We start from the raw sequence: 26,545 nt of genomic DNA on the forward strand, positions 1-26,545 counted from the left end.
ATGCGACCATCCTGGCGGTCGGCGCCGGCGAGGAGCGGGCGGTGGTCAAGAACGGCGAGATCAAGATCGCCACCGTGATGTCGGTGACGCTGTCGACCGACCACCGCGCCGTCGACGGCGCGCTGGGTGCCGAACTGCTGGTCGCCTTCAAGAACCTCCTTGAAAATCCGATGGGCCTGCTGGTCTGATCCATCAAGCAGAAGCCGGCGTCGAATGATGCGCCGGCTTACGACAGAAACGACTTGTCAGGCGCCGACCCTTGACCCATGTTCTATCTGGATTGCGATCCAGGGAGGCCAAAATATGCCTGCATTCGACCCGTCTGACGTGAAAACCCTGTTCGGCAAGGTCATGGGCGCGTCGCCATCCGACATCAAGCTGGTGGCGCAGCGCCTGCACGACCACGCCTTCGAGCCGCGCATGTCGGCGGACGAGACCAGGCAGCTCGTCGCCAGCCTCGGCTATGACAGCCTGGACGCGTTCTGCGCCGACATCGGCTTGCCCACCCACATCGCCGAGCGGTGGAGCCGTTTCGGTGTTTCCGGCGAGATGAAGCAGGTGTTCACACTGTTGGCGGCGCAGCGCAAGCGGGTGGCCGAGGCGGTCGCCGAATTCGAATCCATGACCCATGTCGGTGTCGAGGATTTTTTGCGCGAGCGCGGGCTCATTTAGCGGGAAACACCGGAGCCAGTCGAACCGGCTCAGCCGCCCTTGGCAAGCAGCGCCGTGGCGGTATCGCTGTCGGTGATCAGCACGTTGGTGTCGACGGCTTTCAGCGCGGCGAGGATCGCCGCGACCTTGCGCTTGCCGCCCGCGGCAAGAACGACATTAGGCACGTTGCTGACCACATCGAGATCGATGGCCATGACGCGGCTGTTGACCTCGTGGTCGACCAGCCCGCCGGCGGCATCGACGAAATAGCACAGCATGTTGGCGACCGCGCCCTTCGCTTTCAGCGGAGCGATCAGCGATGACGGCACGATGCCATGCCGGAAGATGGTGGCGTCCGGCGACATGTCGCCGACGGTGAGCAGCGCGATGTCGGCGGCGGCCGCGCGTTGGCGCACATCCTGCAGGGTCGGCTGCGCCCAGAGGAGATCGCGCAGCGAGGAATTGTCGACCGTCACCGGCGCGGTGATCTGGTAGCTGTCGACCTCGAAGACGTCTGCGACCTTGGCTGCGACAATCGATGGATTGATCCATTGCGAGTGCGGCAGGCTGCCGACGAGCGCCACCACGCAGGCACGCTTCAGCTGCCGGCGGGCAAGGAAGCCGAGGCTGGCATGCAGGGTCGCGCCGCCACCGATCGCCAGCGTCATGCCGTCCTGCATCTGCTCGCCGAGGTAGGCCGCGACGGCATGGCCGATGGCCTTCTCCAGATGGTCATGCCCCGACGGCGTCGGGATGACGACGGCGGCGTTCAGACCCCAGCGCTTTTCCAGTTCCCGCTCGAGCGCCACCTGTCCGGCGGTCGGCGCGTTGATCATGGTGACGACAATGCCCTCGGCGGTGCAGGAGGCCAGCGTACGCATGACCTTCACCCTGGAGACATCGAGCTTTTCGGCGATCTGTTCCTGGGTGAAACCTTCGACATAGTAGAGCCATGCCGTCTTGACGTTAAGGTCCGACGAGACCATCGGCAGGCGAGCCTGTCTGGGTTTTTCTGTGGTCATCGGTTCCTGTCCCTCATGAGCCGTGGCCTGCCCGGTGCTCATCAAGGAAACACCGGCCGGATGTCAACTGATGCCGGATCTTCGGCGTGTCGATTGTCGCACATTTCTGTTCATTTGTAATTGACATCGTACATATGAACATATTTTGTGGGTTTCACGCGCTGTGTCATCCACCAGTCATATGCGCCGTGCAGGGAGGAAGAGACGGGGAGCCGGCCAGAGCCGGACCGGTCATGCACAGACAAGACAGGAGGTCTCATTGAAGACGCACTTCATCAAGCTGCTGGCCAGCCAGCTGGCACTCGCGGCAACTTTGTTTGCCGGCGTGGCAAACGCCGAAACACTGACGCTCTACACGTCCCAGCCGGAAGCCGACGCGGCCAAGACCGTGGATGCCTTCAAGAAGGCACAGCCGGGTATCGATGTGAATATCTATCGCTCGGGAACGAGCGATATCCTGACTAAGATGGCGGCCGAGTTTGCCGCCGGCAGCCCGCAGCCCGACGTGCTTCTGATCGCCGATGCGGTCTCGATGGAGCTGTTGAAGAAGGACGACCGGCTGCTGCCCTATCCCGAGGCAAAGCTCGAAGGCATCGAAGCGGATGCCTATGATGCCGGCAAGACCTATTTCGGCAGCAAGCTGATCACCACCGGCATCGTCTACAACACCGCGGCGACCGAGAAGCCGCAGCATTGGGCAGATCTCGCCAAGCCGGCCTATGCAGATGGCCTGGTCATGCCGAGCCCGCTCTATTCGGGTGCGGCCGCCTACCTGCTTTCGGGCTTCGTCGGCGATACCAATTATGGCTGGGATTTCTTCCAGAAGCTGAAGACCAACAACACCGTCAGCGTGCGCGGCAATGGTGCGGTGCTGAAGTCGGTGGCATCGGGCGAGAAGCCCTATGGCATCCTCGTCGACTTCATGGCGATGAACGCCAAGAAGAAGGGTTCCCCGGTCGAGTTCGTGTTCCCCTCGGAAGGTGTGCCGGCAGTGACCGAACCGGTCGCCATCATGAAGACCGCCAGGAATGTCGATGGCGCCAAGAAGTTCGTCGACTTCATTCTTTCCGATGACGGCCAGAAGCTTGCGCTTTCGATGGGCTATCTGCCGGCGCGCGCCTCGGTCGGCCGCCCCGAATGGCTGCCGGAAGGCGTCAAGGTCAAGGTGATGTCGTTCGACACCAAGGCAATCGTCGCCAAGACCGACGCCGACAAGGCGAAGTTCTCGGAACTGTTCGGCGGCTGAGCCGGCAATCCAGTCGGCATGCCCCCCTAGCGGCATGCCGACTGCGAAACCCGAGCGCATCGGCTGATCGATCCCAGGAAAAGCAATCATGTCAACACGGATCAGGGAAAGCCGGGGCCAGGAAATGGTCCTGACGGCGGCGGTGGCCATCGTCATCGTCCTGCTTTCGCTGCTGCCGATGCTGCGCCTGATCAAGGAGATCGTGGCACCCGGCGGCACGCTGTCGGCCGTCGCGATAAAGGCGGGGCTCGCCAGTCCGGCGACCTGGGTCGCCACCTGGCACACACTGGTCGTCGGTATCGGCGGCACCCTGCTTGCGGTGTTGTCGGGTACGCTGGTGGCCGTCCTCGTCACTCTGACCGATATCCGCGCTCGCAGCGCCATGGTGCTCTGTTACGTCATGCCCTTGATGATCGCACCGCAGGTGACGGCGCTGGCCTGGCTGCAATTGTTCGGCCCGGCAAGCCCGTTCCTCAAGCTGTTCGGGGCGGCACCGCCGCTCGGTACCAGGAATCCGCTCTATTCGACATTGGGCATCATCCTGCTGCTCGGCGTGCAGTATGGGCCGCTGGTTTTCCTGCTGGTGCGCGCCGGCCTGCGCAAGCTGCCGCGCGAGCTGGTCGAAGCGGCGCGGGCGGGCGGCGCCGGCTGGTTCACCGTGCTGGTCACCATCGTGCTGCCCTTGATGACGCCGTCGATCATGGCCGCCGCCGCACTCGCCTTCGTCTCCTGCGTCGGTAATTTCGGTATTCCGGCCTTTCTAGGTATTCCCGCCAACTATCTCGTGCTGCCGACGCTGATCTATCAGAAGCTGGCCGGCGGCGGCCCTGCCGTGCTCGGCGAAACCGCGTTCCTGTCGGTGCTGATCGGCATCATCGCCATGGCGGGCATCCTTGCCCAGGAGATCATGAGCCGCCGCCGCGACTATCGCATCAGCTCCACGTCGCTTTCGGCTGAGCCATACGAACTCGGCCGCTGGCGGCCTACGGTCCAGGCCGGCATGTGGCTGCTGATCATCGTGGTGCTGTTCCTGCCGCTGTTCGGGCTGGTTCTGACATCGCTGGTGCCGGGCTACGGCATCGCGCTCACCGCCAAGACGGCGACGCTCGACAATTATCGCTTCGTGCTGTTCGAGCATGACGCGGCCGGCCGCGCCTTCTTCAACAGCTTCTGGCTGTCGATCGCGGCGGCCTTCTTCGCGGTCCTGGTTGCCGTGCCGATCGGCTATCTGATCGCCTGGGGCAAGCAGCGCTGGGTGCGGCTGCTCAATCTGTCGGTGGAACTGCCCTATGCACTGCCCGGTGTGGTGCTGGCCATCGCCTCGCTGCTCATGTTCCTGCGGCCGATCCCGCTGACCGGCATCCAGCTCTACAACACCGTCTGGATCATCCTCTACGCCTATCTCGCCCGTTTCCTGGTGCTGGCGCTGCGGCCAACCATCAGCGGCTATCACCAGATCGACCGGGCGCTGGAGGAGGCTGCGCAAGTGGCAGGCGCCGGGCTGTTCACGCGCATGCGCACGATCATCTTTCCCTTGGTGGCACCGGCGGCGATCGCCGGCGGCCTGCTGATCTTCATGACGGCGCTGAGCGAACTCACCGTTTCGGCGCTGCTGTGGTCGTCGGGCTCGGAAACCATCGGCGTGGTGATGTTCTCCTTCGAGCAGGGCGGCGATTCCAACTATGCGGCGGCGATGTCCGTCATCACCGTGGCGGTCACCTTCGTGCTGATGCTGGTCACCAATCTGCTTGCCCCCTACCTTCCGACCGGAGTGCTGCCATGGCGCGATTGAGCCTGGACAATGTGACCAAGAGCTTCGCCAATTTCGATGCCGTCAGGGACGTGTCGATCGACGTCGCCGACGGCGAGTTCCTGGCGGTGCTCGGCCCTTCCGGCTGCGGCAAGACGACGTTGCTGAGGCTGGTGGCCGGATTCGAGAAAGTGACTTCGGGCGAAATCCGCATCGGCAGCGAGGTCGTGTCGGGCAAGGGCTGCAGCGTCGCACCGGAAAAGCGGCGCGTCGGCATCGTCTTCCAGAACTATGCGCTGTGGCCGCATATGACGGTGGCCGAGAACATCGGTTATTCGCTGAAGGTGGCGAAGCTCGACAAGGCTGTCGCCCGCCGGAAGGTTGAAGACGCACTCGCCCTTGTCAATCTGCAAGGGCTGGGCGAGCGTCGGCCGGCCAATCTTTCCGGCGGCCAGCGCCAGCGCGTGGCGCTGGCGCGCTGCCTTGTCGCCGCGCCCTCGCTAGTGCTGTTCGATGAGCCGCTGGCCAATCTCGACGTGCATCTGAGGGCATCGATGGAGGACGAGTTCGCATCCTTCCACAAGCGCACCGGCACCACCATCGTCTACATCACCCATGATCAGGCCGAGGCGATGGCATTGGCCGACCGCATCGCGGTGATGGATGGCGGGCGCCTTGCCCAGCTGGCGACGCCGCGCGAGCTCTATCATGAGCCGGCAAATGAAATGGTCGCATCCTTCATTTCGCAAGGCATTTTGCTGCCCGTGGATGTGTTGAGCGCGGAAGAAAGGGGCCACTGCAAGGTCCGGGTTCTCGGCGCTGAACTGGTTGTCCGCTGCCGGCCAGGCGAGCGGCCGCGAACCGGGGCAAAGGTCTGCTGCCGGTCGGCCGATCTCGACGTGTCGCCGGATGGCCCCGGCTTTGATGGTCTGGTCAAGCGGGTGATCTACCAGGGTGGCTCGGCGCGCATCGAATTCGCGCCTTCGACCAGTCCCGATCTCACTTTGCATTTCGAACAGCCCGACCCGGTTTTGCTGGAGAGCGGAGCCCATGCGCGTCTGCGGATACGCTCCGGCTGGCTGATCCCGGCGGCGGGGGCAGCATCGTGATGATGCTCGACCTGCTCGGCGGCTTTGGCGAAAAGGGCCGCACCAGTCTTGCTGTCAGCAGCGGCAAGGATCGCATCCTGCTCGACGTCGGCATCAAGGTCGGCGCCTCGGGCGCGGACTACTATCCGGTGCTGAACGGGTCGGTCGCCGACATCGACGCGCTGTTCGTCTCGCATGCCCATGAGGATCATGTCGGCGCACTGAGTTGGCTGCTGTCGCGTGGCTATGCCGGCCCGATCTTCATGACGGCCGAGACCCGCAATGAGGCGCCCGCCACGCTCGCGGGCTATGCTGAGCCCGAGGATTTCAGGCGGTTCCCTTTTCCCGAAGACCGCATCGAATTGTTCCAACCCGGCGATACGCTGAAGAGCGGAAATCTCACGATCCGGACGGGACGCTCCGGGCATGTGGTGGGCGGCGTCTGGTTTGCCGTCGACGATGGCGAGAGCCGCGTCGCCTATTCCGCCGACGTGGTGCCGGACAGCAATGTCTTCGTCATGGACACGATCCCCCACTGTGATCTTCTTGTTCTCGACGCCTCCTATGGTGCCGATCCCGTGCCGGGCGCGGCGCGGGCGCTCGAAATCTCGCAGTGGGTTGCGGGGCATTCGGGCGGGTGTCTTTTGCCGACGCCGCTCTCGGGTCGGTCGCTGGAGCTGATCGCGGCCTTGCCTGGCCCGTTCGCCATCCATGCCGGCATGCGTTCGTCCCTGGAAGCGCAGATCGGCGCCACGGCAGCCTTGTTGCCGGGCGTTTCAGCGTTGCTGCGCCGCCGCTTGCAGGAAGCAGCCGACTGGACCGATGCTGATCCCCTGCCGTCCACGCCGTTGCTGGCGGATGACGGCATGGGTGAAGCCGGCCCGTCATCGCGCCTCTTGCCGCGTGCCGACCATTCCGGTTTTCCGGTGCTGCTTACCGGCCATCTGCCGTCAGGCTCGCCGGGCGATCTGTTGCACAAGGCCGGCCGAGCGGACTGGGTGCGCATGCCGACCCATCCGACGCTGCCGGGCAATGTCGACATCTGGGAGAAGGCCGGTCGTCCCGCCGCACTCGGTCATTCCTGCACGCCGGACCTTCTCGGCGATCTGCAAACCCACATCCCGTCGCTGCGCACGCAATGCCGCACCGGCCAGCGCATAGTGGTGTCGGAGGCAAGAAAACGATGAGAATTCTGATTTGCAACGACGACGGCATCGAAGCGCCGGGGCTTGCCCGTCTGGTCAATGCGGCCGGCGCGTTGAGCGACGATGTCTGGGTGGTCGCGCCCGACAGCAAGCGCACCGCTGCCGGCTCGTCATTGACGATTGCCAGGCCGTTGACCATGCGGCGCGTCAAACCGAACTGGTACTCCTGTTCCGGCACTCCGGCCGATTGCGTGGTAAGCGCCATGACCTGGCTGTTCGCCGATTCCGAGAAGCCGGGCCTTGTGCTGTCGGGCGTCAACGATGGCCGCAACGCTGCCGAGGACCTTGCCTATTCCGGTACGCTCGGCATTGCGCGGGAGGCGACGTTCTGGGGCGTTCCGGCCATCGGGTTCTCACGCGTGAAAAATCCTGATTTCACCGATGGCGACGACCAATGGCTTGGCGCGCTCATCGCTTCATTGTGGCAATCGCGCGCCGACTGGGCCGCTGAGGGTCATTGGCTGAGCATCAACCTGCCGACCTTGCTGCCGGCCGAAATCCGGCAGCCGCGCATCGGTCGCGACAAGATCGCTCGCAAGGCCGAGATCGTGGAAAGCGATGGCGATCATACAGTCATCACCGTGCCGCGCGGTCGGGCCCATGACAGCCAGCCGGGTGACGAAAACGAGGCGATCGATGCCGGCTTCATCAGCATCAACCGGCTGAACTGGTTTGGCGAGACACGGCTGGACGAACGGTTTCTGGACGGGATCCCGCGCCAGCGGCAAACTGGCTGACCTGGGGTCTGCGCGTCGTCATCCGATCACCAACCTGTCAGCGGTTAAATCAAGCCAATCCACCACCTATGCTTGAAGCCGCCGCTATTTCATTCCACATCGGTGAGGATGAAGGGCGAGACAGGAGAACGGCGGCGGCATCTGCTGTGGGCTTTGCCCGCATCGCTGATCCTGCATGCGCTCATCGCGGCGTTTCTGGTCTATGGCCTGCCGAGACCCGAGCAGCAGCCGGTTCAGCAGGAACAGCCCGTCAATGTCGCGATCGTGCCGCCACCCGAGAAGCCCAAGCCGAAACCTGCTCCAAAGCCACCGGAACCGACACCTGAAAAGAAGGCTGAGAAGCCGCCTGAACAAAAGCCGCCTCCGGAACCGCCGAAACCGCCAGACGACCAGGTTCTGAAGCGCGTTTTCCAGTACGGCCAGAAAGATACCGGGCCGGAGAAATCGCTCGACGGAAGCAGCGCTAAGCCCAGCACGCCGTCGCCGGCCAAGGATGAGGCGGTGAAGCCGCCTGTAGCACCGACACCCACGCCGACCCAGCCCGCCCCGGCTGCAACGCCACAGCAGAAGGCGGAGCCCAGCAAGCCTGACGAGAAGCCAGCCACCGCTGCGCCGGACGAAAAGCCCGCGCAAAGCGAGGAGAAGCAGGCGACCGAGGAAACCGACAAACAGCAGCCGGACAAACAGGAACCCGCACCGCAACCCGCCGAAAAGCAAGCCGTCGTGACGCCAAAGCCATTGGCGGCTGAGATCGGCGACAAGCCGGCGCCTCCAGCCTCGACTGGAAAGGCAAAGCCCAAAGCCAAACCTGCCAAGACAATGACGTTCAAACCCGCAAGAGCTTTCAAAGCGCCGATCGGGAATGCTGGAAGGTCAAATCCCACCAACGACGACGTTGCAGGATCACCGATCTATTCCGGCCTTCCGGGCGTCAGAAAGCTTTACTCGCAAGGGGCAACCGGCAATGCGTTCGCTACAAGCTCCATGGAGAATGTCCCGCGCGGTCAACGCGTGGCCACCCTTTGCGGCAATGTCCTCAGCCGGGAACTGCAAAGTGCCGACTATACGGTCAAATGGGTGCCAACCATTACGCTGGACAAAGGCAATGTTCTCAATCCTCCGCAGGCCGCCTTCAGCACCAGAAACGCCTGGTACAACCTAAATTTCCGATGCGAAGTCGACGCCGATGCGACGAGGGTCCTGTCCTTCAACTTCCGTGTGGGCTCATTGGTGCCGCCTGGCGAATGGGCCAGCCGTGGATTCACAAAGTATCGTCTAAACTAGGCCGGCACACCAAACCTAGCCAATTGCCGGCTAACTTCTTGCCAGTCGGCGCAGACGAAATCGGCACCGGCAGCTGTCAGCCGCGCGGCGTGCTCGGCATAGGTATGGCCGCCACCGGTGTAGCCGATCGCCGTCATGCCTGCGGCGACCGCGCCCTGGATGCCGAAGGGCGAGTCTTCGATGACGATGCAGTCAACGGGATTGGCGCCGATCTTGTCCGCCGCGAAGAGGAAGATGTCCGGCGCGGGCTTGCCGTTCTTTACCATCGAGGAACTGTAGATCGCATCGCCGAAGAAACGCGCCAGCCCGGTCACGGCAAGGCTGTGGTTTATGCGCTCGACGGAGGAGGACGAGGCGACACAGCGGTCGCCCGCGAGCGTCTCCAGAAACGCAGTGATTCCCGGTGTCGGCTTCAATTCCTGCGAGAACAGCACCTTGGTCTCGGCCCAGATGTCGCCGTCCGCCGCCGCCGGAAACTGGTGGCCGGTCAAATCCTTGATCCTCGCGATGATATCGGACTGCTTCATGCCGATGCATTGGGCGATGATGCTGGTGTTGACACCGGGCATGCCGTGCTTTTCGTAGACGCGCTCATAGGCGCGGGCGGCCAACGGCTCGCTGTCGACAAGGACGCCGTCGCAATCGAAAATAATAGGCCTTGGTGGCGCCACGCGTTTCCCTCTCGAGTCAATTTTCGCACATCGCTATCGGCAAAAAGTCAAATGTTCAATAGCGCGTGCGTTTTGAGGGCGCGAAGAGCGGGCTCAAAGCTGGCGCAACGCATCGCTCGCACGGGAAGACCCGAGCGCCCGTTGCATGGCTTGCCGGGACTGCGCGCGATCCGGGGTGATCCAGTTCGGCTCGGCGCCGAGAAAGCGGTCGAGGAAAGCCACCGCATAGGCCGGCATCTCGGTCACGTTCTCGCGATAGGACCACCATGTGCGCAAATCGTCGGCGCATTTGTCGATGCCGGGTGCCGTGCCGAATTCCTGCTCGTGGATCGCCGAAATCACCGAGACGCAGTAGTTGGTGTAGAGGAAACCCTCCGGCCAGAAGCGGACGATTTCCAGCGTGCCGGCGTTCGTTTCTGTCTCGATCAGCTGGGTGAGGCCGGAGATTTCTTTTGCCGGCGCCTGTTTTATCAACTCGCGCAGCACGAGGCCGGCGGCAAAGACGATGAAGTCGGCGCGGTCGATCGCGGCGAAGCGCTTCTGCGCCTCCATGATCTCGACCCAGTCCAGAAAGGCCCTGGTGAGTTTGGCCTCGTCGATCTCGAAGCGCACGCCGAACGTGTCCGAGACCACCTTCGCGCTGCCGCGAAAGGTGGCGCGGAACCAGCGCAACTGCCGCAGCCGATGGCGAAGATCGGGCATCAAGGCCAGTTCGTCCCTGAAGGGCAGATCCATGTTCCTCGTATCCTGTTTCCCGGTCAGCCTAGCACAACGGTGGCACCGCCGAAATCGGTCAGCGCCCTTGTGGATGACCGCAGCCGAGGCCAATATCATACATATTGACATTCTCGGAAACAAATGTTCTCACTTTGCTGTTGTCACGCGCCGGTCCAAGGTGCGGTTCAACTGAGGCTTCGGGAGGAGAACCGAATGGCGATTTGGCAGTGGGGACTGCTTCTGCTGGTTATTGTGTGGGCGCTGCAGTCGCTCGGCGTCTGGCTGCAGATGCGGCACTATTCGGATGTCTTCAGGGGCGTCACCGACCAGTACAAGGACGGCTTCGTCGGAGCCGGCAATTTTCGCGGCCGGTTGGCCAAGGGCACCATCGCGCTCGTCGTGGTGACGCCCGATCTGGTCGTGCGCCGCCTGATGGTGATGAGCGGCCGTTCCGTCTTCACCAAGTTCAAAAGACATGAAGAGTTCGAGGGTGTTCCCCTCGATAAACTCCGGTCCAACCCTGCAATCATGGGGGAGGGGGAACCCGGTGTGGCCGAGGCCGTGAAACGAGCGATCGAGCAGATCGACAAGACACGGTCGGAGCCGGGGAAGAAGCCGGGCCTGTCCGGTTTGAATGTAGCAAGGGCTTAGAGCCGGAGGATTTCGGGCTCTAAATCAGAGGGATAGAGGACGCCGCGCACCGACTGGGATCAACTGGCGGGTGGCATAAGGAGGAGAAATGTCTGTATTTTCGTTGTTGGCGCAGCATGCCGACATGGCCGTGCACAATCTGCATGTCGCAGGTGCCATGGTCTCGGATGCCGCATTGCATGGCAAGCTCGCAGTCGAGCATGCCTCCGACCATCTCGTTGTCCTCGCACAAGCGGACAGCGGACCGATCACCGTCGATCAGTTCAAGGAAAAGCTGAAGGACGTCCAGCAGGAAGAGCAGCTCGGCTGGCTGACCGCCATCGGCAAGTATTTCATCGGCATCTTCCAGAAGGGCGGCGAGGTCTTCGCCGGCTTCGTCACCGGCATCATTCCGACGCTGGTGGTGCTGATGACGGCCTTCTACGCCGTCACCGAACTGGTCGGTGAAGAGCGCGTGCATGGTCTGGCGCGCGGCGCCGGCCGGATCGCGCTGACGCGCTACACGCTGTTGCCGCTGCTGGCGGTGTTCTTCCTCACCAATCCGATGGCCTATACGTTCGGATCGTTCCTGGAAGAAAAGCACAAGCCGGCCTTCTATGACGCGGCCGTGTCCTATGTGCACCCGCCGCTCGGTCTGTTCCCGCACATCAATCCCGGCGAGTATTTCGTCTGGGGCGGCATTCTCGTCGCGCTGCTGGAGCTGGAAAAGAAGGGCGTCGTCGTCGCCGGCTACCACGTCAAGGTGGCGATCTGGTACGCCATCGTCGGCCTCGTCGTCATCCTGCTCAAGGGCATGCTGACCGAACGCATCACCGCGATCATGGCACGCCGCCAGGGCGTCGAGCTGTAAGGGCGGGGAGGACATCATGGCCAAGACATACAAAGCCGTAAGGATCACCCAGGGCAAAACCGGCTGGGGCGGCCCGCTCGTCATCGAGCCAACCGAACAGCGCAGCAAGGTTGTTTCCGTCACCGGTGGTGGCATTCACCCGGTGGCGCAGCTTATCGCCGACATGACCGGTGGCGAAGCCGTCGACGGCTTCAGGGCGCCGCCGATCGAAAGCGAGATGGCGGTTGTCGTCGTCGACTGCGGCGGCACCGCACGATGCGGCGTCTATCCGCGCAAGCGCATCCCGACCGTCAATCTGACGCCGGTCGGTCAGTCCGGACCGCTGGCCCAGTTCATCACCGAGGACATCTACGTTTCGGGCGTGAAGCCGGCCAACATCACAATGGCGGACGGATCCGAAACGGTCACGACTGCAGGGGGAGCAGCAGCGATGAGTTCAAGCAACAATGCGGCCGCGGCACCACAGCCGCTGCCGAGCGAAGGTGGGCTGATCGGGCTCATCAGCACGATCGGCCGCGTCATGGGACGTATCGTCGGCATCTTCTTCAATGCCGGCCGTCGCACCATCGATCAGGTCATTCGCAACGTGCTGCCGTTCATGGCGTTCGTGACCATGCTCATCGGTCTGATCCTGTATACCGGCATCGGTGATGTGCTGGCGCAGCCGATGGGTCCGCTGGCCAACAACATCGTCGGCCTGCTGATCATCTCGGCGATCTGCGGCCTGCCGTTCCTTTCGCCCATCCTCGGGCCAGGCGCTGTCATCGCGCAGGTCATCGGCGTTGCCATCATCGGCCCGCAGATCGCCAACGGCACGATTTCGCCGGCGATGGCACTGCCGGCGCTGTTTGCCTACAATACCCAGGTGGGCTGCGACTTCGTCCCGGTCGGCCTGGCGCTCGGTGAGGCCAAGCCTAAGACGATCGAAATCGGCGTTCCGGCGGTGCTCATCAGCCGCCAGATCATGGGGCCGGTCTCGGTGCTGATCGCCTGGGTCGTCAGCCTGATCGTGTTCTAAGGCAATTCCGGGAAAAGCGCATAATGCTTTCCTTTGGAAATTGCGTCAAAACAAAGAGATAGAGCGGTTCACCGCTCTAGGAAAAGTAGAGAAGAGGTTCGCCATATGACGGTTCTGCTGAGAACACGGGTCACTGCCATCGGCCCCGAAGTGGCGGACCTTGCCGAAGGGGGCGTGGTCATCCTGTTTGCGGATGGCTCGCCGCCGGAGCTTGCCGAGGTTTCGGTGCTCCACAAGGCGGAGCAGGGGCCAAGTGACGGAGCGCCCGCCAAGGGCGCTTCGATCACCCTCGGCCCGGTTGCCGCTGTTATCACAGCGGTCGGCTCCAGCGCGTGGAGCAAGGTGCTGGAAATGGGCCATGTCGTCATTTCGTTCAACGGCGCTACGGAGGCCGAGAGGCCCGGCGAGATCTGCGCGTCGCAAGTCGACCCGCAAGCGCTCGTGGCCGCACTGAAGACCGGGGCGATCATCACCATCGCCGCCTGACAGCATTCGCGCCGCGGCCTATGTTGGGAGCGGCGCCCAAAACCAGAGTATTTGCCATGGAACGCTCGACCATCGTCCGAGTGCATGAAGGTTTGCACGCCCGTCCCGCGACGCGGTTCGTGAAGCTCGCCAAGGGCTTCGAATCCGACGTCGAACTGGTCAAGGACGGCAAGGCGGTCAGCGCCAAGAGTTCGGTCAAGCTGATGCTGCTGGCGGTCAAGGAGAACCAGGAAGTCACGGTGCGGGCGAATGGCGCCGATGCCATCGAGGCGCTCGAGGCGCTGATCGGCTACCTCGAGAATCCGCGGGCCGGCCTCGATGATGAAGCGGAAGCGCAGAGCCCGGCGAACGATGCCGGGCAGGAAGCGGCACCCGCGCCCGGATTCGTGCCGGCGGCTCCTGACGGGGCAAACCGCCTGCGTGGCGTGGCCGCCAGCGAAGGTTTCGCCATCGGCCCGGCCTTTGCGCATTTCCCACCCGATATCGCCGGACGGGGCCGCGTGTTGCGGGCCGAGGAGATCGAAGGCGAGATCGACAGGTTCCGCACAGCCGTCGGCGCGGTCCAGGCCCGCATGGATCTTGCGTTGGCGCAGGACAGCCTGTCGGCTGGAGACCGCGGCATCGTCGCTGCGCTGCGCGATATCGCCGCCGACGACAGCCTGACTGGTGAGGCCGAGGGCCTGATCAAGGGCGGCAATGACGCGGTCTCCGCCGTCATCACCGCCGCCTCCACCATTGCCGCCGAATTCAGCGCGGTCGACGATCACTATCTCAACGCCCGGACGGACGACGTTCATGCGGTCGGGCGGCAGATCTGCCTCGTGTTGCTGGGGCAGGACGATATCAGCCTCGAAAACATCCCCGAAGGCGCTATCCTGATCGCCGACGACATCGGTGCCTGGGATCTGGCACGCGCGCCGCTGAAGCGTATCGGCGGCGTGGTGTGCGGCCATGGCGGCGCCACTTCGCACATCGCCATCATCGCGCGCTCGCACGGCATTCCGGCCGTGCTCGGCCTTGGCGGCCAGATCAATGCCTTGCGCACCGCGCGAGAGGTCGCGCTCGACGGCAATGCCGGCCATGTGATCATCGACCCCGACGCGGCGACCCGCGCCGATTTCGCCGGCCGCGTCGAAGCGGCGGCAAAGGAGCGCGCCGGCCTGACCATCTTCAAGACGGTGACGCCGAAGCTTGCCGACGGCAGGATCATCGAGATCGCGGCCAATATCGGCTCACTTGAGGAAATCGAAGCGGCGCAAGAGGCTGGCGCCATGGGCATCGGCCTGTTCCGCACCGAGCTTCTGTTCATGCGCCATATGCATCTGCCCTCGGAAGACATGCAGGCCGAGACCTATGCGGCGCTGGCCAAGGCTTTTGCGCCTTATCCGGTCATTGTGCGCACGCTCGACATCGGCGGTGACAAGCCGATTGCCGGCATCGAATTTCCCGACGAGGAAAACCCCTTCCTCGGCTGGCGCGGCATCCGCATGTGTCTCGACCGGCCCGACATCTTCAAGCGCCAACTGCGGGCGCTGCTGCGGGCCGCCGTGCACGGCAACATCAAGGTGATGCTGCCGATGGTGTCCGACCTCTCGGAGGTCAGGCAGACGCGCGTGCTGGTTGATGAATGCACGGCCGAGCTGAAAGCCGAAGGCGTGCCGCACGCATCATTCGATCTCGGCGTCATGATCGAAACCCCGGCCGCCGTGCTGATCGCTCCGGCGCTGGCCAAGGAGGTCGCTTTCTTCTCGATCGGAACCAACGATCTGACCCAGTACATCATGGCCGCCGACCGGCTCAATCCGACCGTCGCCAAGCTCAACGATGTCACCAATCCAGCCGTCATGTCGGCGATCGAAATGACGGCAAAAGCCGGCGTCGCCGCCGGTATCATGGTCGGCATGTGCGGTGAGGCGGCCGGCCGTCCCGATCTCATTGCGACCTTCGTGAAGATGGGACTGACCGAACTGTCGATGAGCCCGGCTTCCATCCAGCGCGCCAAGAAAGCGATCATGGCCATGGCCGCTGAAGGCTAGCCCAGACCGGCTAATTACGGCAGATGGGCAAGCAAGGTGGCGAACACCGGTGTCAGTTCAGCGATGGGGTTTGCCTTGGCGCAGGCCTGAACGATGCGGTCGTGGCGAATATCCGCCGCCAATATCGCGATCTCCAGCATATCCGGCTCCGGTGCACCGTCGCTGCCGGTGGTCGCCAGGCCGCAGGCCAAAGCGAGCGGCGCCAGGCAGCTTATGTCGAGCGCCCGGCCGGCAATCGCGGCCGGCGTTTCCGGCACGGTCTCGGCAAAGCGAACTGGACGCTGGCTGAGGCACTCGACCAGCAGCGCCGAACAGATCGCCGCGATTGCCTGCAGTCCGGCGCCTGGCGTGGCCAAGGCGGCCAGGAGGTCGCCATGCCGCTTGCGCATCGTGGCATGGACGGCCGCGAAATCGGCTTCGTGGATGCGGGCATTGTCGATGTTCAGGCCGGCAAGCACCGCCTTGGTCAGATAATACATATCGCGCCGGAACAGGCGCTCCGCGCTCAGCTGGCGATCCTCGTTGCCGATCGGGAAATAGGTGCCGAGGCCCTTTACCGTCGTGCCGTCCACCTTGATCGGGCGCTCATGCGGGACGAAAGCTTCAGCGATCGACAGCGCCTCGTCGACGGCACTGGCGGCATGGCTGAGCAGGCCTTCGATGCCCTTGCCCGGAAACGGCGGCAGATGGCTGGTTGCTTCGCGCAGGATGCTGGCATCGCCGCTGCCGTCATGGCGGCTCTGGCGGATGATTTCGCGGACTTCCCGCAGCCGATCCTTCAGATTGACGCGGACATCTTCGGAGATTTGTCGGAGCATCGCAGATCGCCTTGAAATTTGCTGCGGATAGCCGCCAACCGGGGCAGCCGCCACTCTCTACATTGTTCCTATCGATTGGTAGATCAATAGGCGATACTAGACCAGCATGCAGAATCGGCGGCAGCGCGCTCGTCCGTCGCCGCAGGGGGAGAGACAGACTTGGGCAGACGACGACAGGGCGAAAGCGAAGACGGTCGAGGCGAGGCAACCGAGCAGGTCGCCAGCGAAAGCCGAACGGATCGCCTCAGGATTCGCGCCGCCTGGATGTATTTCGTCGAACAGATGACGCAGAACGAGATCGCCGACGTGCTCGGCGTCGGTCGCGTCACCATCGTGCGCATGCTGGCGGATGCCCGGGCGCGCAACGAAGTGAAGATCACCATCGAGAGCGAATTGTCGGAAATCGTGCGGCTTGAGCGCGCGCTGGAGAAGACGTTCGGGCTGCAGCAGGCGCTGGTGGCGCCGCTTTCGGCACCCAATGCCGATCCGATACCAGCGATCAGCGCCAAGACCGGCAGTTTCCTGTCGGACACGATGAAGTCCGGCATGCGGGTCGGCGTCGGCTGGGGGCAGACGCTGTTCTCGAGCCTGCCCTTCATCAGCGCCAAGTCGCTCACCGATTTCAAGGTGATTTCGCTGCTTGGCGGTGTCGGCGTCGTGCGCCGGGTAAACCCAGCCGAGTTCGCCTGGCGCTTCGCTCAGATATTCCAGGGCGACGGCTATCTGATGCCGACACCAGCCGTCGTCGACAGCGTCGAGACCAAGATCGCACTGATCGAGCGCTGCGGCCTGCAGGAGATTTTCGAAATGGCCGACGTGCTTGATGCCGTTCTGCTGAGCGTCGGCGGGATTGCCTCGGCCACCACCTTCTCTCGGGGCGGCTTTCTCAAGGAGGCGGATCGGGAGGCCCTGCTTGCGCGAGGCGCCGTGGGTGACCTCCTGTTCCATTTCTTCGACCGCAACGGCGATCTGGTCGACCATCCGGTCAACAGCCACGTGATGTCGGTGGATGTCGACCGTCTGCGCAAGGCGCCGATCCGTATCCTCACCTCCGGTGGCGAGGAGAAAACCGAAGCGCTGCTCGGCGCCATGACCCTCATCGCCCCAACCATCCTGATCACCGACGAGGAGAGCGCGCGGCGTATGCTGGAGGCGGTCAGCGGAAGCTGAAACTGTCCGTGATGTAGTCCGGCCAGGCCTGCTGTTCGTCGAAAACAGCGGCGAGATCCGGTGTGTCCGCCAGTATTCCGCTCAGCACCAGCGCGGTGGCGATGCCGGCGCTGTTTCCCCCCGATATATCGTGTTCGACGCTGTCGCCGACACAGACCACGGTGCCAGGGTCCGGCTCGCCGGCCAGCGCCAGCGCGGCTTCGAAAATCGCCTTGTCGGGCTTGCCGATACGGGTAACGCTGCCGCCCAGGCTTTCATAGAGATCGGCCAGACGACCGGCGCCGAAGCGAGGGCCAACGGTCGTCAGCATGACGATGTCGGGATTGGTGCAGAAACACGGCACCCGCCGCTCTGCAGCCGGCGCGAACAGCCTGCGATAATGGTCGAGGTCAAAGCGGTCACCCTCGCTGGCCGCGATCAGCACCAGTTCGGCCTCATCGCCGGACCCGGTCAGCACAAAAGGCAGGCCCTCGATCGCGGAGCGGTCAGCTTCACGGCTGATCAGCAGACATTTTGTCCCTGGGCGCAGCTTCCCCGAAATCGCCATCTGCCTGAAGGATCGCCACGCCACCTCGCCGGAAGAAACGAAATGATCCCAGCTTCCCGCTTCGAAGCCGAGTTTCATGAGCCGGCTTTCATTGGGTCGTGCCCGCCTGCCGGAGTTCGAAACCAGCACCACGGTCTTGCCGGCGCGCTTCAGCGCCGACAGCGCTGCCACCGCGCCTGGATAGGGCCGTGTGCCGTCATGCAGCACGCCGAACTGGTCGAGCAGGAACACGTCGTAGCGCTCCGCCAGCGGCCCGATGCCGTCGAGACGTTCGATCGTTTTGGCGCTCATAGGAGTCCTGCCCGGCTTGCACCCATCAGCGCCAGCCGCGCCGTGCCGGCGGCGGCCTCGTCGGAAAGCGCGGGCAGGAAATCGACGCCGAGCCTGCGTCGCCGGATTGCCGTCCAGGCCGGGTTCGCCGCCCCGCCTCCGACGCTCCGGACCGATATCAGCGCGGGCGCGCCGAGTTCGGCAAGCCTGTCATAGCCGAGCGTTTCGATCGCGGCGATGCCTTCGAACATCGCTTTCAGATAATCGGCGTCGTCCGCCGGCCGGGGCGCAAGGCGAGGCGGCAGCGCCGGATCGGCGATCGGAAATCGTTCGCCCGTGGCGGGAAGCGGATAGTAATCGAGGCCGGTGTCGGTCTCCGGGTCGATTGTCGCGCTGAGTTCGATGATACAGGCGAGCGGAAAATGCTGAGCCAGCACCTTGCCGCCGGAATTCGACGCACCGCCCGCCAGCCAGGCGTTGCCGAGCCGGTGGCTGTAGATGCCGAAGCGCGGCGCCGCAATCGGCCGGTCGGACAGGATCTTGATGGTCAGCGAGGATCCCAGCGCAGTGACGCCGTCGCCGATCGCGGCGGCACCGGTCGCCAGGAACGAGGCGCAACCATCCGTGGTTCCGGCGACGACGGCCACATCGCGCGGTAAGCCGAACAGTTCCCCGGCTTCCGCGGTGAGGGCGCCCGTGACCTCGCCCGGTTCGACCACGCGCGGCAGCAACTCCATGCGCATTCCGGTCGCCGCGATCCATTCCGGCCAGCGGCGGGCCTCGACATCATAGCCTGTCTTCAGGGCATTGTTCTCGTCGCTGATGTCGAAGCGGCCGGAGAAGTTTCCGGCAATCCAGTCGGCCTGATGCAGCACCGCCGCAATGCCCGGCAGATGCTGGAAGCGCAGGGCCTTGGCGAGGCCGGATGTCGCTCCGTGCGCTGCACTTGCAGCCGGCGCGGTGCGGGCGATCACGGCCAGGACGTCGTCGTCATCGACCTTGTCGTTGTACATCAGCGGTTCGGCCAGCGGCCGCCCGGCGGCGTCGACCGGCAGCAGCGTGCCGGAGGTGCCGTCAACGGCGATGGCGCGGACCGCCGTGCGGTCGATGCCGGAAAGCAGCTCCGTCAGCACCGTCTTGACCGCTTGCCACCACGCCGTGGGAGCTCGCCCCTCGCTGCCAAACCTGTCGAGTGGGACGGCCGCGTGCCCGGCTATGGAAAAATCCGGGCGCATGGCGACGGCGCGCGCACCCGATGTGCCGATGTCGATGCCGATGGCAAGTGGCATCATGCCCATGCTAGCCGCCAGCCGCGTTTAGCTTCTGGCGATATTGCTCGGCGTCCCAGTTGACCAGTTCGTCATTCTCGGAAGCGGTGAGATAGTTCAGCCGCGCGGCGACATCGATGCGCGCCGTCACGTCGGCGAGGCAGCGTTGCATGGCATCGGCGCCGGCACTGGCGTCGCCGCGCATCAGCACGCCTGCGCCGGGAAACAGGATCGCCGCAGGCGACGTGCCCAGTCGTGCAATGACATCGGCCACCGCCTCGCCTGGTTTCGCCACGACGGAGCCCTGGCCGAGGAAGATGACGTGGTCCGGATAGAGGCTGCCGGCCTGCGCCATGCGGCGGCTCTCAGGGTCGAGCGCAACCGCATGCGCTTCGACAGCGGCCGGTAATCTGTAGCCGCTGCCGCCGGCAAGCGCCGCCAAGGCGTCGAGGTCTGGTGCGGCGGTCGCGCGCGCCGGCCGGGCCAGCAATGACCTGATACGGCGCAGCAGAAGCTCCGCCCCGGCGACGGTTTCGGCGGCGACGACCAGGCCGTGATTGCCAAGGATCAGCACGTCGACACCAGGCCGCAGTTTCTCGGCGATGCCGCGTGCAAGCGGCAGGCCGGGCCGGAAATAGGGCACATAGGCCCATTCGATGCCATCGAGCCGCCTGGCGACCTCGGCCTCGCCATCGGCCTGCACGGCAAGCGAGATGGTGTCGACGCAATGGACATGCAGAACAACGCGCTGCGGCATCAGGGCGTGCACCGTGGTCTCGATCGACGGCCGCAGGCCGCGCGGGTTGAGCGCTGCAATGGTGAAACCCTGCGGCTGGTCGGCGGCGCGATCGCGCTGCTCGACGGCTCTCAGCAGCGGCGCCATCGCCACCGGCACCATGATGTCATCGACGAGCGCGTCCTTCAGCCAGGTGCCGGAGGCCTTGATCCACAGCGTGTCGCCGGCTTTCAGCGAGGTGTTGCCGCCTGCCGCCTGGGTCAGATGCGGGCTCCGCCCGATGCTGGCCGAAAGCGCCCGCAAGGCCGCCAGTTCCTGCGCATCAGCTTGGGTCGCCATGGCGCTTTTCCTCCAACGGCTCGGCCGTGTCCTGCGCGAAATCCCGTTGCCGGGGTCGAATTGGCGCTGATATCGCAGATACGAGTGATCTACGTCAATAGTGATCTACTATCATCAAAACCCGCTTGCAATCTGGCTAATGTTGAGTAAGTTGCGCCAACTGCCATGGAAAATGGCATCCGGGAGGAAAGAATTGAGCGACTCCGGCCGCCAGCGTCAGATCGTCGAACTGCTGCGGGATCGTCCGTTCGCTTCGGTGCGTGAGCTGCAGGAACGGCTTGGCGTTTCGGCCGCGACGGTCAGGCGCGACATCGACCGGATCGACGAGGCCGGCGAAGCACGGAAGGTCTATGGCGGCATCTCGGCACTCGACGGCGCTTCCCAGGCCGGTGTCGCCTACGCCCGGCCCTATGACGAGAACCGCGACCTTGCGGTCGAGGCCAAGCGGCAGATCGCCGCTCTGGCGGCGACCATGGTGCGTGACGGCGACGCCGTTATCGTGCATGGCGGCTCGACCTGCTTCCATCTCGGGGTCAAGCTCGCCGAGCGCAACATCCGCCTCTACACCAACTCGATGCCGCTGGCGGCCTATCTCAGCGACCACGGCCATTGCAGCCTGACGGTTGCCGGCGGTGATCTGCATCGCGAGCCCGGCATCATCCATTCGCTCACCCAGGCCGTGCCTTTCTACGCCTCCAAATTCTTTCTCGGCGCGCAAGGCCTTGGCCAGGAAGGCGTGATGGAATCGCACCCGCTGCTGGTACGCTCGATCGTCGATCTCAGCCTCTGCGCCGACCAGATCGTGGTGCTGGCCGATAGCCGCAAACTGTCGATCCACGCGCGCAATGTCGCGCTGCCGCTTTCGCGCATCGGCACGCTGGTCACCGACGACGGCCTCTCCGACGCAGATGCGCGCATGCTGGAAGACGCCGGCGTCATGGTGCGGATAGCCTCGGGAGCCATCCAGTGAAGGTGGCTGTCCTCGATTTCGGCAAGACCAATTCGAAGCTGTTCGTCTTCGGCCAGGACGGGCGGATCATCGACGAGCGCCGGACACAGCCGAAATGGGTGCGCCAAGACGGCTTCAGCGTGCTCGACGAGGCGGCCCTCCACCATTGGGCGCTCAGCGCCGTTGCCGATGCGGTCGACGGTCATGGAGTGGAAGGGGTGATGGTGTCGGGCCATGGCTGCACCTTTGCCTTGGTCGACGAGGCGGCGCTGACGCGTCCGATCCTCGATTACGAGCAAGAGCCGCCGGCCGAGATTGCCGCGCGGATCGATCGCCGCATTCCTGACTTTTCCGAGACGTTCTCGCCGCGGCTGCCGCTCGGCTTCAACTACGGCCGCCACATGCTGTGGCTGCAGGAGGTCGATCCGGACGCGTTCGCTGCGTCGAAATCGATCCTCGGCTATCCGCAATACTGGAGCTGGCGCCTTGGCGGGCGGGCGGTCTCGGAAGTGTCCTATCTCGGCTGCCATTCGCATCTGTGGGCGCCGCGCCGCCAAGACTTTTCCTCGCTGGTCGACGCGCAGGGCTGGCGTGACCGGATGCCTGCCTTCGAGCGCGCCGGCACTGTTATCGGCGAGCACCGCCTCGGCGCCGCGGCGCGACCGATCGCCATCCACAACGGCGTCCATGACTCGAATGCGGCGCTGCATGCCTATCGCCGGCAGGAGCTTGGCCCGGTCACCGTCGTTTCGACCGGCACCTGGGTCATCGTGCTCAATCCGGACTGCCCGCTCGACGCACTCGACCGGGATCGCGACATGCTGGTCAACGTCGATGTCGGCGGCGGCCCAGTACCGACCATCCGCTTCATGGGCGGGCGCGAATTCGCAACAATCAGCGCCGGCTGGCAAGGCGAGATCGCCGGCCCAGTGGTGCAGCGGGTGATCGATGCCGGCATCATGGCGCTGCCGAGCTTTGCGCCGGGCGGGCCGATGTCGGGGCATTCCGGCCGACTGGTCGGGCGCGCGCCCAATGCCGAGGAACGCGCGGCCGCGGCGCTGCTCTATGTCGCGCTGATGGTCGATCTCTGCCTCGACCTCATCCATTCGAACAACACCGTGATCGTCGATGGCGGGCTGAACACAGGCGGTGTGCTCGCCGGGCTGCTGGCGCAGTTGCGTCCCGGCCAGGCCTTCCTGCAGGGCGCCACGCTGGAGGGCAGCGCCACGGGTGCCGCGGCGCTCGCCTTCGAGAGCGTCGGGCGCGAATTCGCCGCCGAAGTTCCGGAGCCGGTGCGCGCATCGCGTTTCACCGGGTTGGCAGGCTATCGCAGCAATTGGCGCGACGCCACCATGGACCGCGGCGTCGCTGATGCGGCAGTGGGAGGCGCGCGATGAGTGCGATTGCCAGGGCCGAGACCGCGCGCCAGCCGGTGCTGGAGATGCGGCACATCTCCAAGACGTTCGGCACCATCCGTGCCTTGCACGATGTCTCGCTCAGCGTCCACGCCGGCGAGCTGCACGCCTTGATGGGCGAAAACGGCGCCGGCAAGTCGACATTGATGAAAGTGCTTTCAGGCGCCTATCGGCCGGATGCCGGCGGCGAGATCCTGATCGACGGCATGCCGGCCGCGACCGGCGATCCGATCAAGGCGCGCGCCAGCGGCGTCGCGGTGATCTATCAGGAGCTGTCGCTGGCGCCCAATCTGACGGTGGCGCAAAACATCTTCCTCGGCAACGAGCCGCGACGCTTCGGTATCGTCGACCGCGACCAGTGCACCCGGCGCGCCAGGGAGATCGTCGCGCGTCTGGGCGTCTCCTTTTCGGCCCGCGACATGGTCTCCAGCCTGTCGCTCGGCGAGCGCCAATTGGTCGAGATCGCCCGCGCGCTGTCGACCAATGCGCGCATCATCGTCATGGACGAGCCGACCACGTCGCTGACCTCGCGCGAGACCGACCGGCTGTTCGAGGTCATCGCGACGCTGAAATCGCAAGGCATCGCCATCATCTACATCAGTCACCGCATGGAAGAGGTCTACCAGCTTGCGGATCGCGTCAGCGTGCTGCGCGACAGCGGTTATGTCGGTACGCTCGAGCGTGCCGACCTCAGCGCCTCGCGCCTGGTGTCGATGATGGTCGGCCGCGATCTGTCGGCTTTCTACAAGAAGGATCATCGGCCGCCGGACGAAAAGCGCGCGGTGGCGCTCTCGGTGCGTGGCATGTCCGACGGCCGTCTCCTGAAAAACTGTTCGTTCGACCTGCACAAGGGCGAGGTGCTGGCGCTGGCGGGTCTGGTCGGCTCCGGCCGTACCGAGCTTGCGCGGCTGATCTTCGGCGCCGACAGGCGCGTGTCAGGCACGCTGGAACTCGACGGCAAAACGATCTCCATCGGCTCGCCGCGCGAGGCGCTCGATGCCGGCATCGCCTATCTGACCGAGGACCGCAAGGAACTTGGCCTGTTCCTCGACATGTCGATTTCCGACAACATCAGCATGGGCGTGCTGGCGCGGGATTCGCGCGCCGGCGGCTTGCGCGACTTCGCGACCGCCGAAAGGCGCGCTTCCAAGGCTGTTGCCGATCTCTCCATCCGCACCAGTTCGGTGCAGGCCAATGCCGGCTCGCTGTCGGGCGGCAACCAGCAGAAGGTGCTGCTCGCCCGCCTGCTCGAAACCGAGCCGAAGGTCGTCATCCTGGACGAGCCGACCCGCGGCGTCGATGTCGGGGCGAAATCGGAAATCTACCGGCTGATCGACAATCTCGCCAAACAGGGCATTGCCATCCTGATGATCTCCAGCGAACTGCCCGAGGTGATCGGCGTCGCCGACCGCGTGCTGGTGATGCGCGACGGTACGATATCGGGCGAGGTGACGGCATCGCAAGGCGAACCGCTAAGCCAGGAGAAAATCATGGAACTTGCAACAGGAGCGGCTCAGCAATGACCGACAAGGCGACCGAGATCAGCGCAGGCGGCCAGGCCACCGGCACAAGCCGACGTTTGCGCACGGCTTTCGCTGCCCTCGGCATGCTGCCGGTGCTGATCCTGCTGGCGGCCGGCTTCCAGTTCCTGAACCCGCGCTTCCTGACCGAGACCAATCTTCTGATCGTCACCCAGCAGTCGTCGATCAACATCGTGTTGGCGGCCGGCATGACCTTCGTCATCTTGACCGGCGGTATCGACCTGTCCGTCGGCGCCATCCTCGCCGCATCGGCGATGGTGGCGGTGATGGTGTCGCTGGTGCCGGACTGGGGTTTGCTCGGCGTGCCGGCGGCCATTCTGGTCGGCCTCGGCTTCGGCCTCATCAACGGGCTGCTCATCGCCTACATCAAGCTGCCGCCCTTCATCGTCACGCTGGGTTCGCTGACCGCGGTGCGCGGTGTCGCCCGCCTGCTCGGCCAGGACACCACGGTGTTCAACTCGGACCTGCCGTTCGATTTCATCGGCAACGGTTCGCTGTTCGGCATTCCGTGGCTGGTCATCATCGCGCTGTCGGTGGTGGTGCTGTCCTGGCTGGTGCTCAAGCGCACCGTGCTCGGCACCTGGATCTATGCCGTCGGCGGCAATGCCGAAGCGGCGCGGCTGACCGGTATCAAGGTGCCGCTGGTGCTGCTCTTCGTCTATGGCGTTTCCGGCCTGCTGGCCGGTCTTGGCGGCGCCATGTCGGCGGCCCGGCTCTACGCAGCCAACGGCTTGCAGCTCGGGCAATCCTACGAACTCGACGCCATTGCTGCGGTCATCCTCGGCGGCACCAGCTTCGTCGGCGGCGTCGGCTCGATCTGGGGTACGCTGATCGGCGGCCTGATCATCGCGGTGCTCTCCAATGGGCTCATCTTGGCCGGTGTCTCCGACATCTGGCAGTACATCATCAAGGGATTGGTCATCATCGTGGCGGTCGCCCTCGACCGCTACAGGCTCCAGGCAGGAGCAAGAACGTGATTGACCTTAGTCGCCGGCGTCAACGACCGGTTTGTGTAACGCACCGTGAGAGGCGCGGGGCAATCGGAGGAAAGCAATGAAGACCATCGCCAAACTGCTCTGCGGCGTCGCACTCGCGTCGCTCGCCATCGCGCCTGCTTCGGCCAAGGACCTCAACAAGGTCGGTATCTCGGTCGGCCTGCTCGGCAATCCCTTCTTCGTCGCCACCATCAAGGGCATCGAGGACGCGGCCAAGAAGATCAACCCGAAGGTCGAGGTGACCTCGGTATCGGCCGACTATGACCTCAACAAGCAGGTCTCGCAGGTCGATTCGTTCATCGCCGCCGGCGTCGACGTGATCATGCTCAATGCCGTCGACGCCAAGGCGATCGCGCCGGCGGTGAAGAAGGCGCAAGCCGCGGGTATCGTCGTTGCCGCCTTCGACGTTTCGGCGCCGGGCGCCGACGTCACCGTGATGACCAACAACGTCAAGGCCGGCGAAGAGGCCTGCCAGTACCTGGTCGACCACACCGGCGGCAAGGGCGACTACGTCATCCTCAACGGACCGGCATCGTCCTCGATCCTGGAGCGGGTGAAGGGCTGCAAGAACGTGCTGGCGCAGCATCCCGACATCAAGATCCTCTCCGACGACCAGAATGCCGAAGGCTCGCGCGACGGCGGCCTGAAGGTGTTCCAGTCGCTGCTCACCCGCTTCGACAAGATCGATGCGGTGTTTGCCATCAATGACCCGACGGCGATCGGCGCCCAGCTTGCGGCCAAGCAGCTCAACCGTTCGGAATTCATCTTCACCGCCGTCGACGGCGCGCCCGATATCGAGAAGGAACTCTCCTCCGGCACCTCGATGATCAAGGCCTCGGCCTCGCAGGATCCTTACGTGATGGCCGGCCAGTCACTGACGATGGCGGCCGAACTGCTGGCCGGCAAGAAGCCGGCGGAGCCGACCGTGCTGCTCGACCCGAAGCTGATCACGGCCGAGAACCTGAAGGACTACAAGGGCTGGACCGCGGCCCGCTAAACGTCCCTCAGCAGCGTGCGGCCGGGATCACCCGGCCGCACGTCTTGTCCAGGCATCGGTTCCCCAATGGGGTCGATGCGCAGCACCG

26 protein-coding genes are annotated in these 26,545 nt (G+C 64.4%); 19 read left to right on the forward strand and 7 right to left on the reverse strand.

The window, feature by feature from the left end; translation table 11 throughout:
• Together NP503_RS30845 and NP503_RS30850 are read left to right on the forward strand one after the other, a co-directional pair.
• Positions 1 to 188, forward strand: a 188-nt coding sequence (locus tag NP503_RS30845) for a 2-oxo acid dehydrogenase subunit E2 (protein ID WP_206517196.1), incomplete at its 5' end; no start/stop codon positions are given.
• Positions 189 to 303: 115 nt separating this feature from the next.
• Complete coding sequence (locus NP503_RS30850) at positions 304 to 672, forward strand: hypothetical protein (protein WP_127271283.1); 369 nt, start codon at positions 304 to 306, stop codon at positions 670 to 672.
• Between the two features lie 29 nt (positions 673 to 701).
• Here NP503_RS30850 and NP503_RS30855 read toward each other — a convergent pair whose 3' ends face one another.
• On the reverse strand, positions 702 to 1,673 hold the full coding sequence (locus NP503_RS30855) for a sugar-binding transcriptional regulator (protein ID WP_127271282.1): 972 nt from the start codon (positions 1,671 to 1,673) through the stop codon (positions 702 to 704).
• Positions 1,674 to 1,932: 259 nt separating this feature from the next.
• Here NP503_RS30855 and NP503_RS30860 point away from each other — a divergent pair, with 259 nt between their 5' ends.
• The 6 genes from NP503_RS30860 (at position 1,933) to NP503_RS30885 (ending at position 8,983) form a co-directional block, all read left to right on the forward strand.
• Entirely contained in the window at positions 1,933 to 2,919 is a 987-nt protein-coding gene (locus tag NP503_RS30860; RefSeq protein ID WP_127272592.1) for an ABC transporter substrate-binding protein, read from the forward strand.
• Positions 2,920 to 3,007: 88 nt separating this feature from the next.
• Positions 3,008 to 4,711, forward strand: coding sequence for an iron ABC transporter permease (locus tag NP503_RS30865; protein WP_127272591.1), 1,704 nt, complete (start codon positions 3,008 to 3,010; stop codon positions 4,709 to 4,711).
• On the forward strand, positions 4,699 to 5,778 hold the full coding sequence (locus NP503_RS30870) for an ABC transporter ATP-binding protein (RefSeq protein WP_127270931.1): 1,080 nt from the start codon (positions 4,699 to 4,701) through the stop codon (positions 5,776 to 5,778). Before NP503_RS30865 ends, NP503_RS30870 begins: the two co-directional genes overlap by 13 nt.
• Positions 5,778 to 6,944 (forward strand): MBL fold metallo-hydrolase, encoded by a 1,167-nt coding sequence (locus NP503_RS30875; RefSeq protein WP_127272593.1) that lies wholly within the window; start codon positions 5,778 to 5,780, stop codon positions 6,942 to 6,944. The genes NP503_RS30870 and NP503_RS30875 overlap by 1 nt, the downstream gene beginning before the upstream one ends.
• Positions 6,941 to 7,699 (forward strand): 5'/3'-nucleotidase SurE, encoded by a 759-nt coding sequence (locus NP503_RS30880; RefSeq protein WP_127271828.1) that lies wholly within the window; start codon positions 6,941 to 6,943, stop codon positions 7,697 to 7,699. The genes NP503_RS30875 and NP503_RS30880 overlap by 4 nt, the downstream gene beginning before the upstream one ends.
• 108 nt (positions 7,700 to 7,807) lie before the next feature.
• On the forward strand, positions 7,808 to 8,983 hold the full coding sequence (locus NP503_RS30885; protein ID WP_127273819.1) for a DUF930 domain-containing protein: 1,176 nt from the start codon (positions 7,808 to 7,810) through the stop codon (positions 8,981 to 8,983).
• Here NP503_RS30885 and NP503_RS30890 read toward each other — a convergent pair.
• Entirely contained in the window at positions 8,980 to 9,654 is a 675-nt protein-coding gene (locus NP503_RS30890; RefSeq protein ID WP_127269448.1) for an HAD family phosphatase, read from the reverse strand. The two genes, NP503_RS30885 and NP503_RS30890, sit on opposite strands and share 4 nt — an antisense overlap.
• Before the next feature lie 93 nt (positions 9,655 to 9,747).
• Positions 9,748 to 10,389: a hypothetical protein gene (locus tag NP503_RS30895; protein WP_024503716.1), complete on the reverse strand. Its 642-nt coding sequence runs from the start codon at positions 10,387 to 10,389 to the stop codon at positions 9,748 to 9,750.
• Between the two features lie 195 nt (positions 10,390 to 10,584).
• Between NP503_RS30895 and NP503_RS30900 the strand changes: the two genes are divergently transcribed.
• The 5 genes from NP503_RS30900 to ptsP all read left to right on the forward strand — a co-directional run bounded on the left by NP503_RS30900 (position 10,585) and on the right by ptsP (position 15,412).
• Positions 10,585 to 11,022, forward strand: coding sequence for a transcriptional regulator GutM (locus tag NP503_RS30900; protein WP_127269447.1), 438 nt, complete (start codon positions 10,585 to 10,587; stop codon positions 11,020 to 11,022).
• Between the two features lie 88 nt (positions 11,023 to 11,110).
• Entirely contained in the window at positions 11,111 to 11,872 is a 762-nt protein-coding gene (locus tag NP503_RS30905; RefSeq protein WP_013529328.1) for a PTS glucitol/sorbitol transporter subunit IIC, read from the forward strand.
• A gap of 16 nt (positions 11,873 to 11,888) precedes the next feature.
• Complete coding sequence (locus tag NP503_RS30910) at positions 11,889 to 12,890, forward strand: PTS glucitol/sorbitol transporter subunit IIB (RefSeq protein WP_027038062.1); 1,002 nt, start codon at positions 11,889 to 11,891, stop codon at positions 12,888 to 12,890.
• A gap of 105 nt (positions 12,891 to 12,995) precedes the next feature.
• Positions 12,996 to 13,376 (forward strand): PTS glucitol/sorbitol transporter subunit IIA, encoded by a 381-nt coding sequence (locus NP503_RS30915; protein ID WP_013529330.1) that lies wholly within the window; start codon positions 12,996 to 12,998, stop codon positions 13,374 to 13,376.
• A 56-nt stretch (positions 13,377 to 13,432) separates the two neighbouring features.
• Entirely contained in the window at positions 13,433 to 15,412 is a 1,980-nt protein-coding gene (gene ptsP, locus NP503_RS30920; protein ID WP_127269657.1) for a phosphoenolpyruvate--protein phosphotransferase, read from the forward strand.
• Positions 15,413 to 15,426: 14 nt separating this feature from the next.
• On the opposite strand, the gene NP503_RS30925 is transcribed toward ptsP, so the two are convergent.
• Positions 15,427 to 16,230, reverse strand: a complete 804-nt coding sequence (locus NP503_RS30925) for a hypothetical protein (RefSeq protein ID WP_127269655.1) — start codon at positions 16,228 to 16,230, stop codon at positions 15,427 to 15,429.
• 159 nt (positions 16,231 to 16,389) lie between these two features.
• On the opposite strand from NP503_RS30925, the gene NP503_RS30930 reads away from it, so the two are divergent.
• Positions 16,390 to 17,400 carry a sugar-binding transcriptional regulator gene (locus NP503_RS30930; protein WP_127269653.1) on the forward strand — a complete coding sequence of 337 codons (1,011 nt, stop codon included), beginning with the start codon at positions 16,390 to 16,392 and terminating at the stop codon, positions 17,398 to 17,400.
• Here NP503_RS30930 and NP503_RS30935 read toward each other — a convergent pair.
• Genes NP503_RS30935 through NP503_RS30945 form a run of 3 tightly spaced genes read right to left on the reverse strand, consistent with a single transcriptional unit; the run spans position 17,387 to position 20,560 of the window.
• On the reverse strand, positions 17,387 to 18,238 hold the full coding sequence (locus NP503_RS30935; protein WP_127272257.1) for a TIGR01459 family HAD-type hydrolase: 852 nt from the start codon (positions 18,236 to 18,238) through the stop codon (positions 17,387 to 17,389). The genes NP503_RS30930 and NP503_RS30935 overlap by 14 nt on opposite strands.
• Entirely contained in the window at positions 18,235 to 19,509 is a 1,275-nt protein-coding gene (locus NP503_RS30940) for an FGGY-family carbohydrate kinase (RefSeq protein ID WP_164749132.1), read from the reverse strand. Before NP503_RS30940 ends, NP503_RS30935 begins: the two co-directional genes overlap by 4 nt.
• Before the next feature lie 7 nt (positions 19,510 to 19,516).
• Positions 19,517 to 20,560: a class II aldolase/adducin family protein gene (locus tag NP503_RS30945; RefSeq protein ID WP_127266684.1), complete on the reverse strand. Its 1,044-nt coding sequence runs from the start codon at positions 20,558 to 20,560 to the stop codon at positions 19,517 to 19,519.
• A gap of 193 nt (positions 20,561 to 20,753) precedes the next feature.
• Here NP503_RS30945 and NP503_RS30950 point away from each other — a divergent pair, with 193 nt between their 5' ends.
• The 5 genes from NP503_RS30950 (at position 20,754) to NP503_RS30970 (ending at position 26,457) form a co-directional block, all read left to right on the forward strand.
• On the forward strand, positions 20,754 to 21,530 hold the full coding sequence (locus NP503_RS30950; protein ID WP_127266683.1) for a DeoR/GlpR family DNA-binding transcription regulator: 777 nt from the start codon (positions 20,754 to 20,756) through the stop codon (positions 21,528 to 21,530).
• Positions 21,527 to 22,906 carry a carbohydrate kinase gene (locus NP503_RS30955; protein ID WP_127266682.1) on the forward strand — a complete coding sequence of 460 codons (1,380 nt, stop codon included), beginning with the start codon at positions 21,527 to 21,529 and terminating at the stop codon, positions 22,904 to 22,906. Before NP503_RS30950 ends, NP503_RS30955 begins: the two co-directional genes overlap by 4 nt.
• Positions 22,903 to 24,447 (forward strand): sugar ABC transporter ATP-binding protein, encoded by a 1,545-nt coding sequence (locus NP503_RS30960; RefSeq protein ID WP_127266681.1) that lies wholly within the window; start codon positions 22,903 to 22,905, stop codon positions 24,445 to 24,447. Before NP503_RS30955 ends, NP503_RS30960 begins: the two co-directional genes overlap by 4 nt.
• Positions 24,444 to 25,442: a ribose ABC transporter permease gene (locus tag NP503_RS30965; RefSeq protein WP_127266680.1), complete on the forward strand. Its 999-nt coding sequence runs from the start codon at positions 24,444 to 24,446 to the stop codon at positions 25,440 to 25,442. Before NP503_RS30960 ends, NP503_RS30965 begins: the two co-directional genes overlap by 4 nt.
• A 76-nt stretch (positions 25,443 to 25,518) precedes the next feature.
• On the forward strand, positions 25,519 to 26,457 hold the full coding sequence (locus tag NP503_RS30970; protein WP_027038073.1) for an ABC transporter substrate-binding protein: 939 nt from the start codon (positions 25,519 to 25,521) through the stop codon (positions 26,455 to 26,457).
• Positions 26,458 to 26,545 lie beyond the last annotated feature (88 nt).

This window comes from Mesorhizobium sp. SEMIA396, assembly GCF_024518615.1.
In the GTDB taxonomy this organism is placed as follows: domain Bacteria; phylum Pseudomonadota; class Alphaproteobacteria; order Rhizobiales; family Rhizobiaceae; genus Mesorhizobium.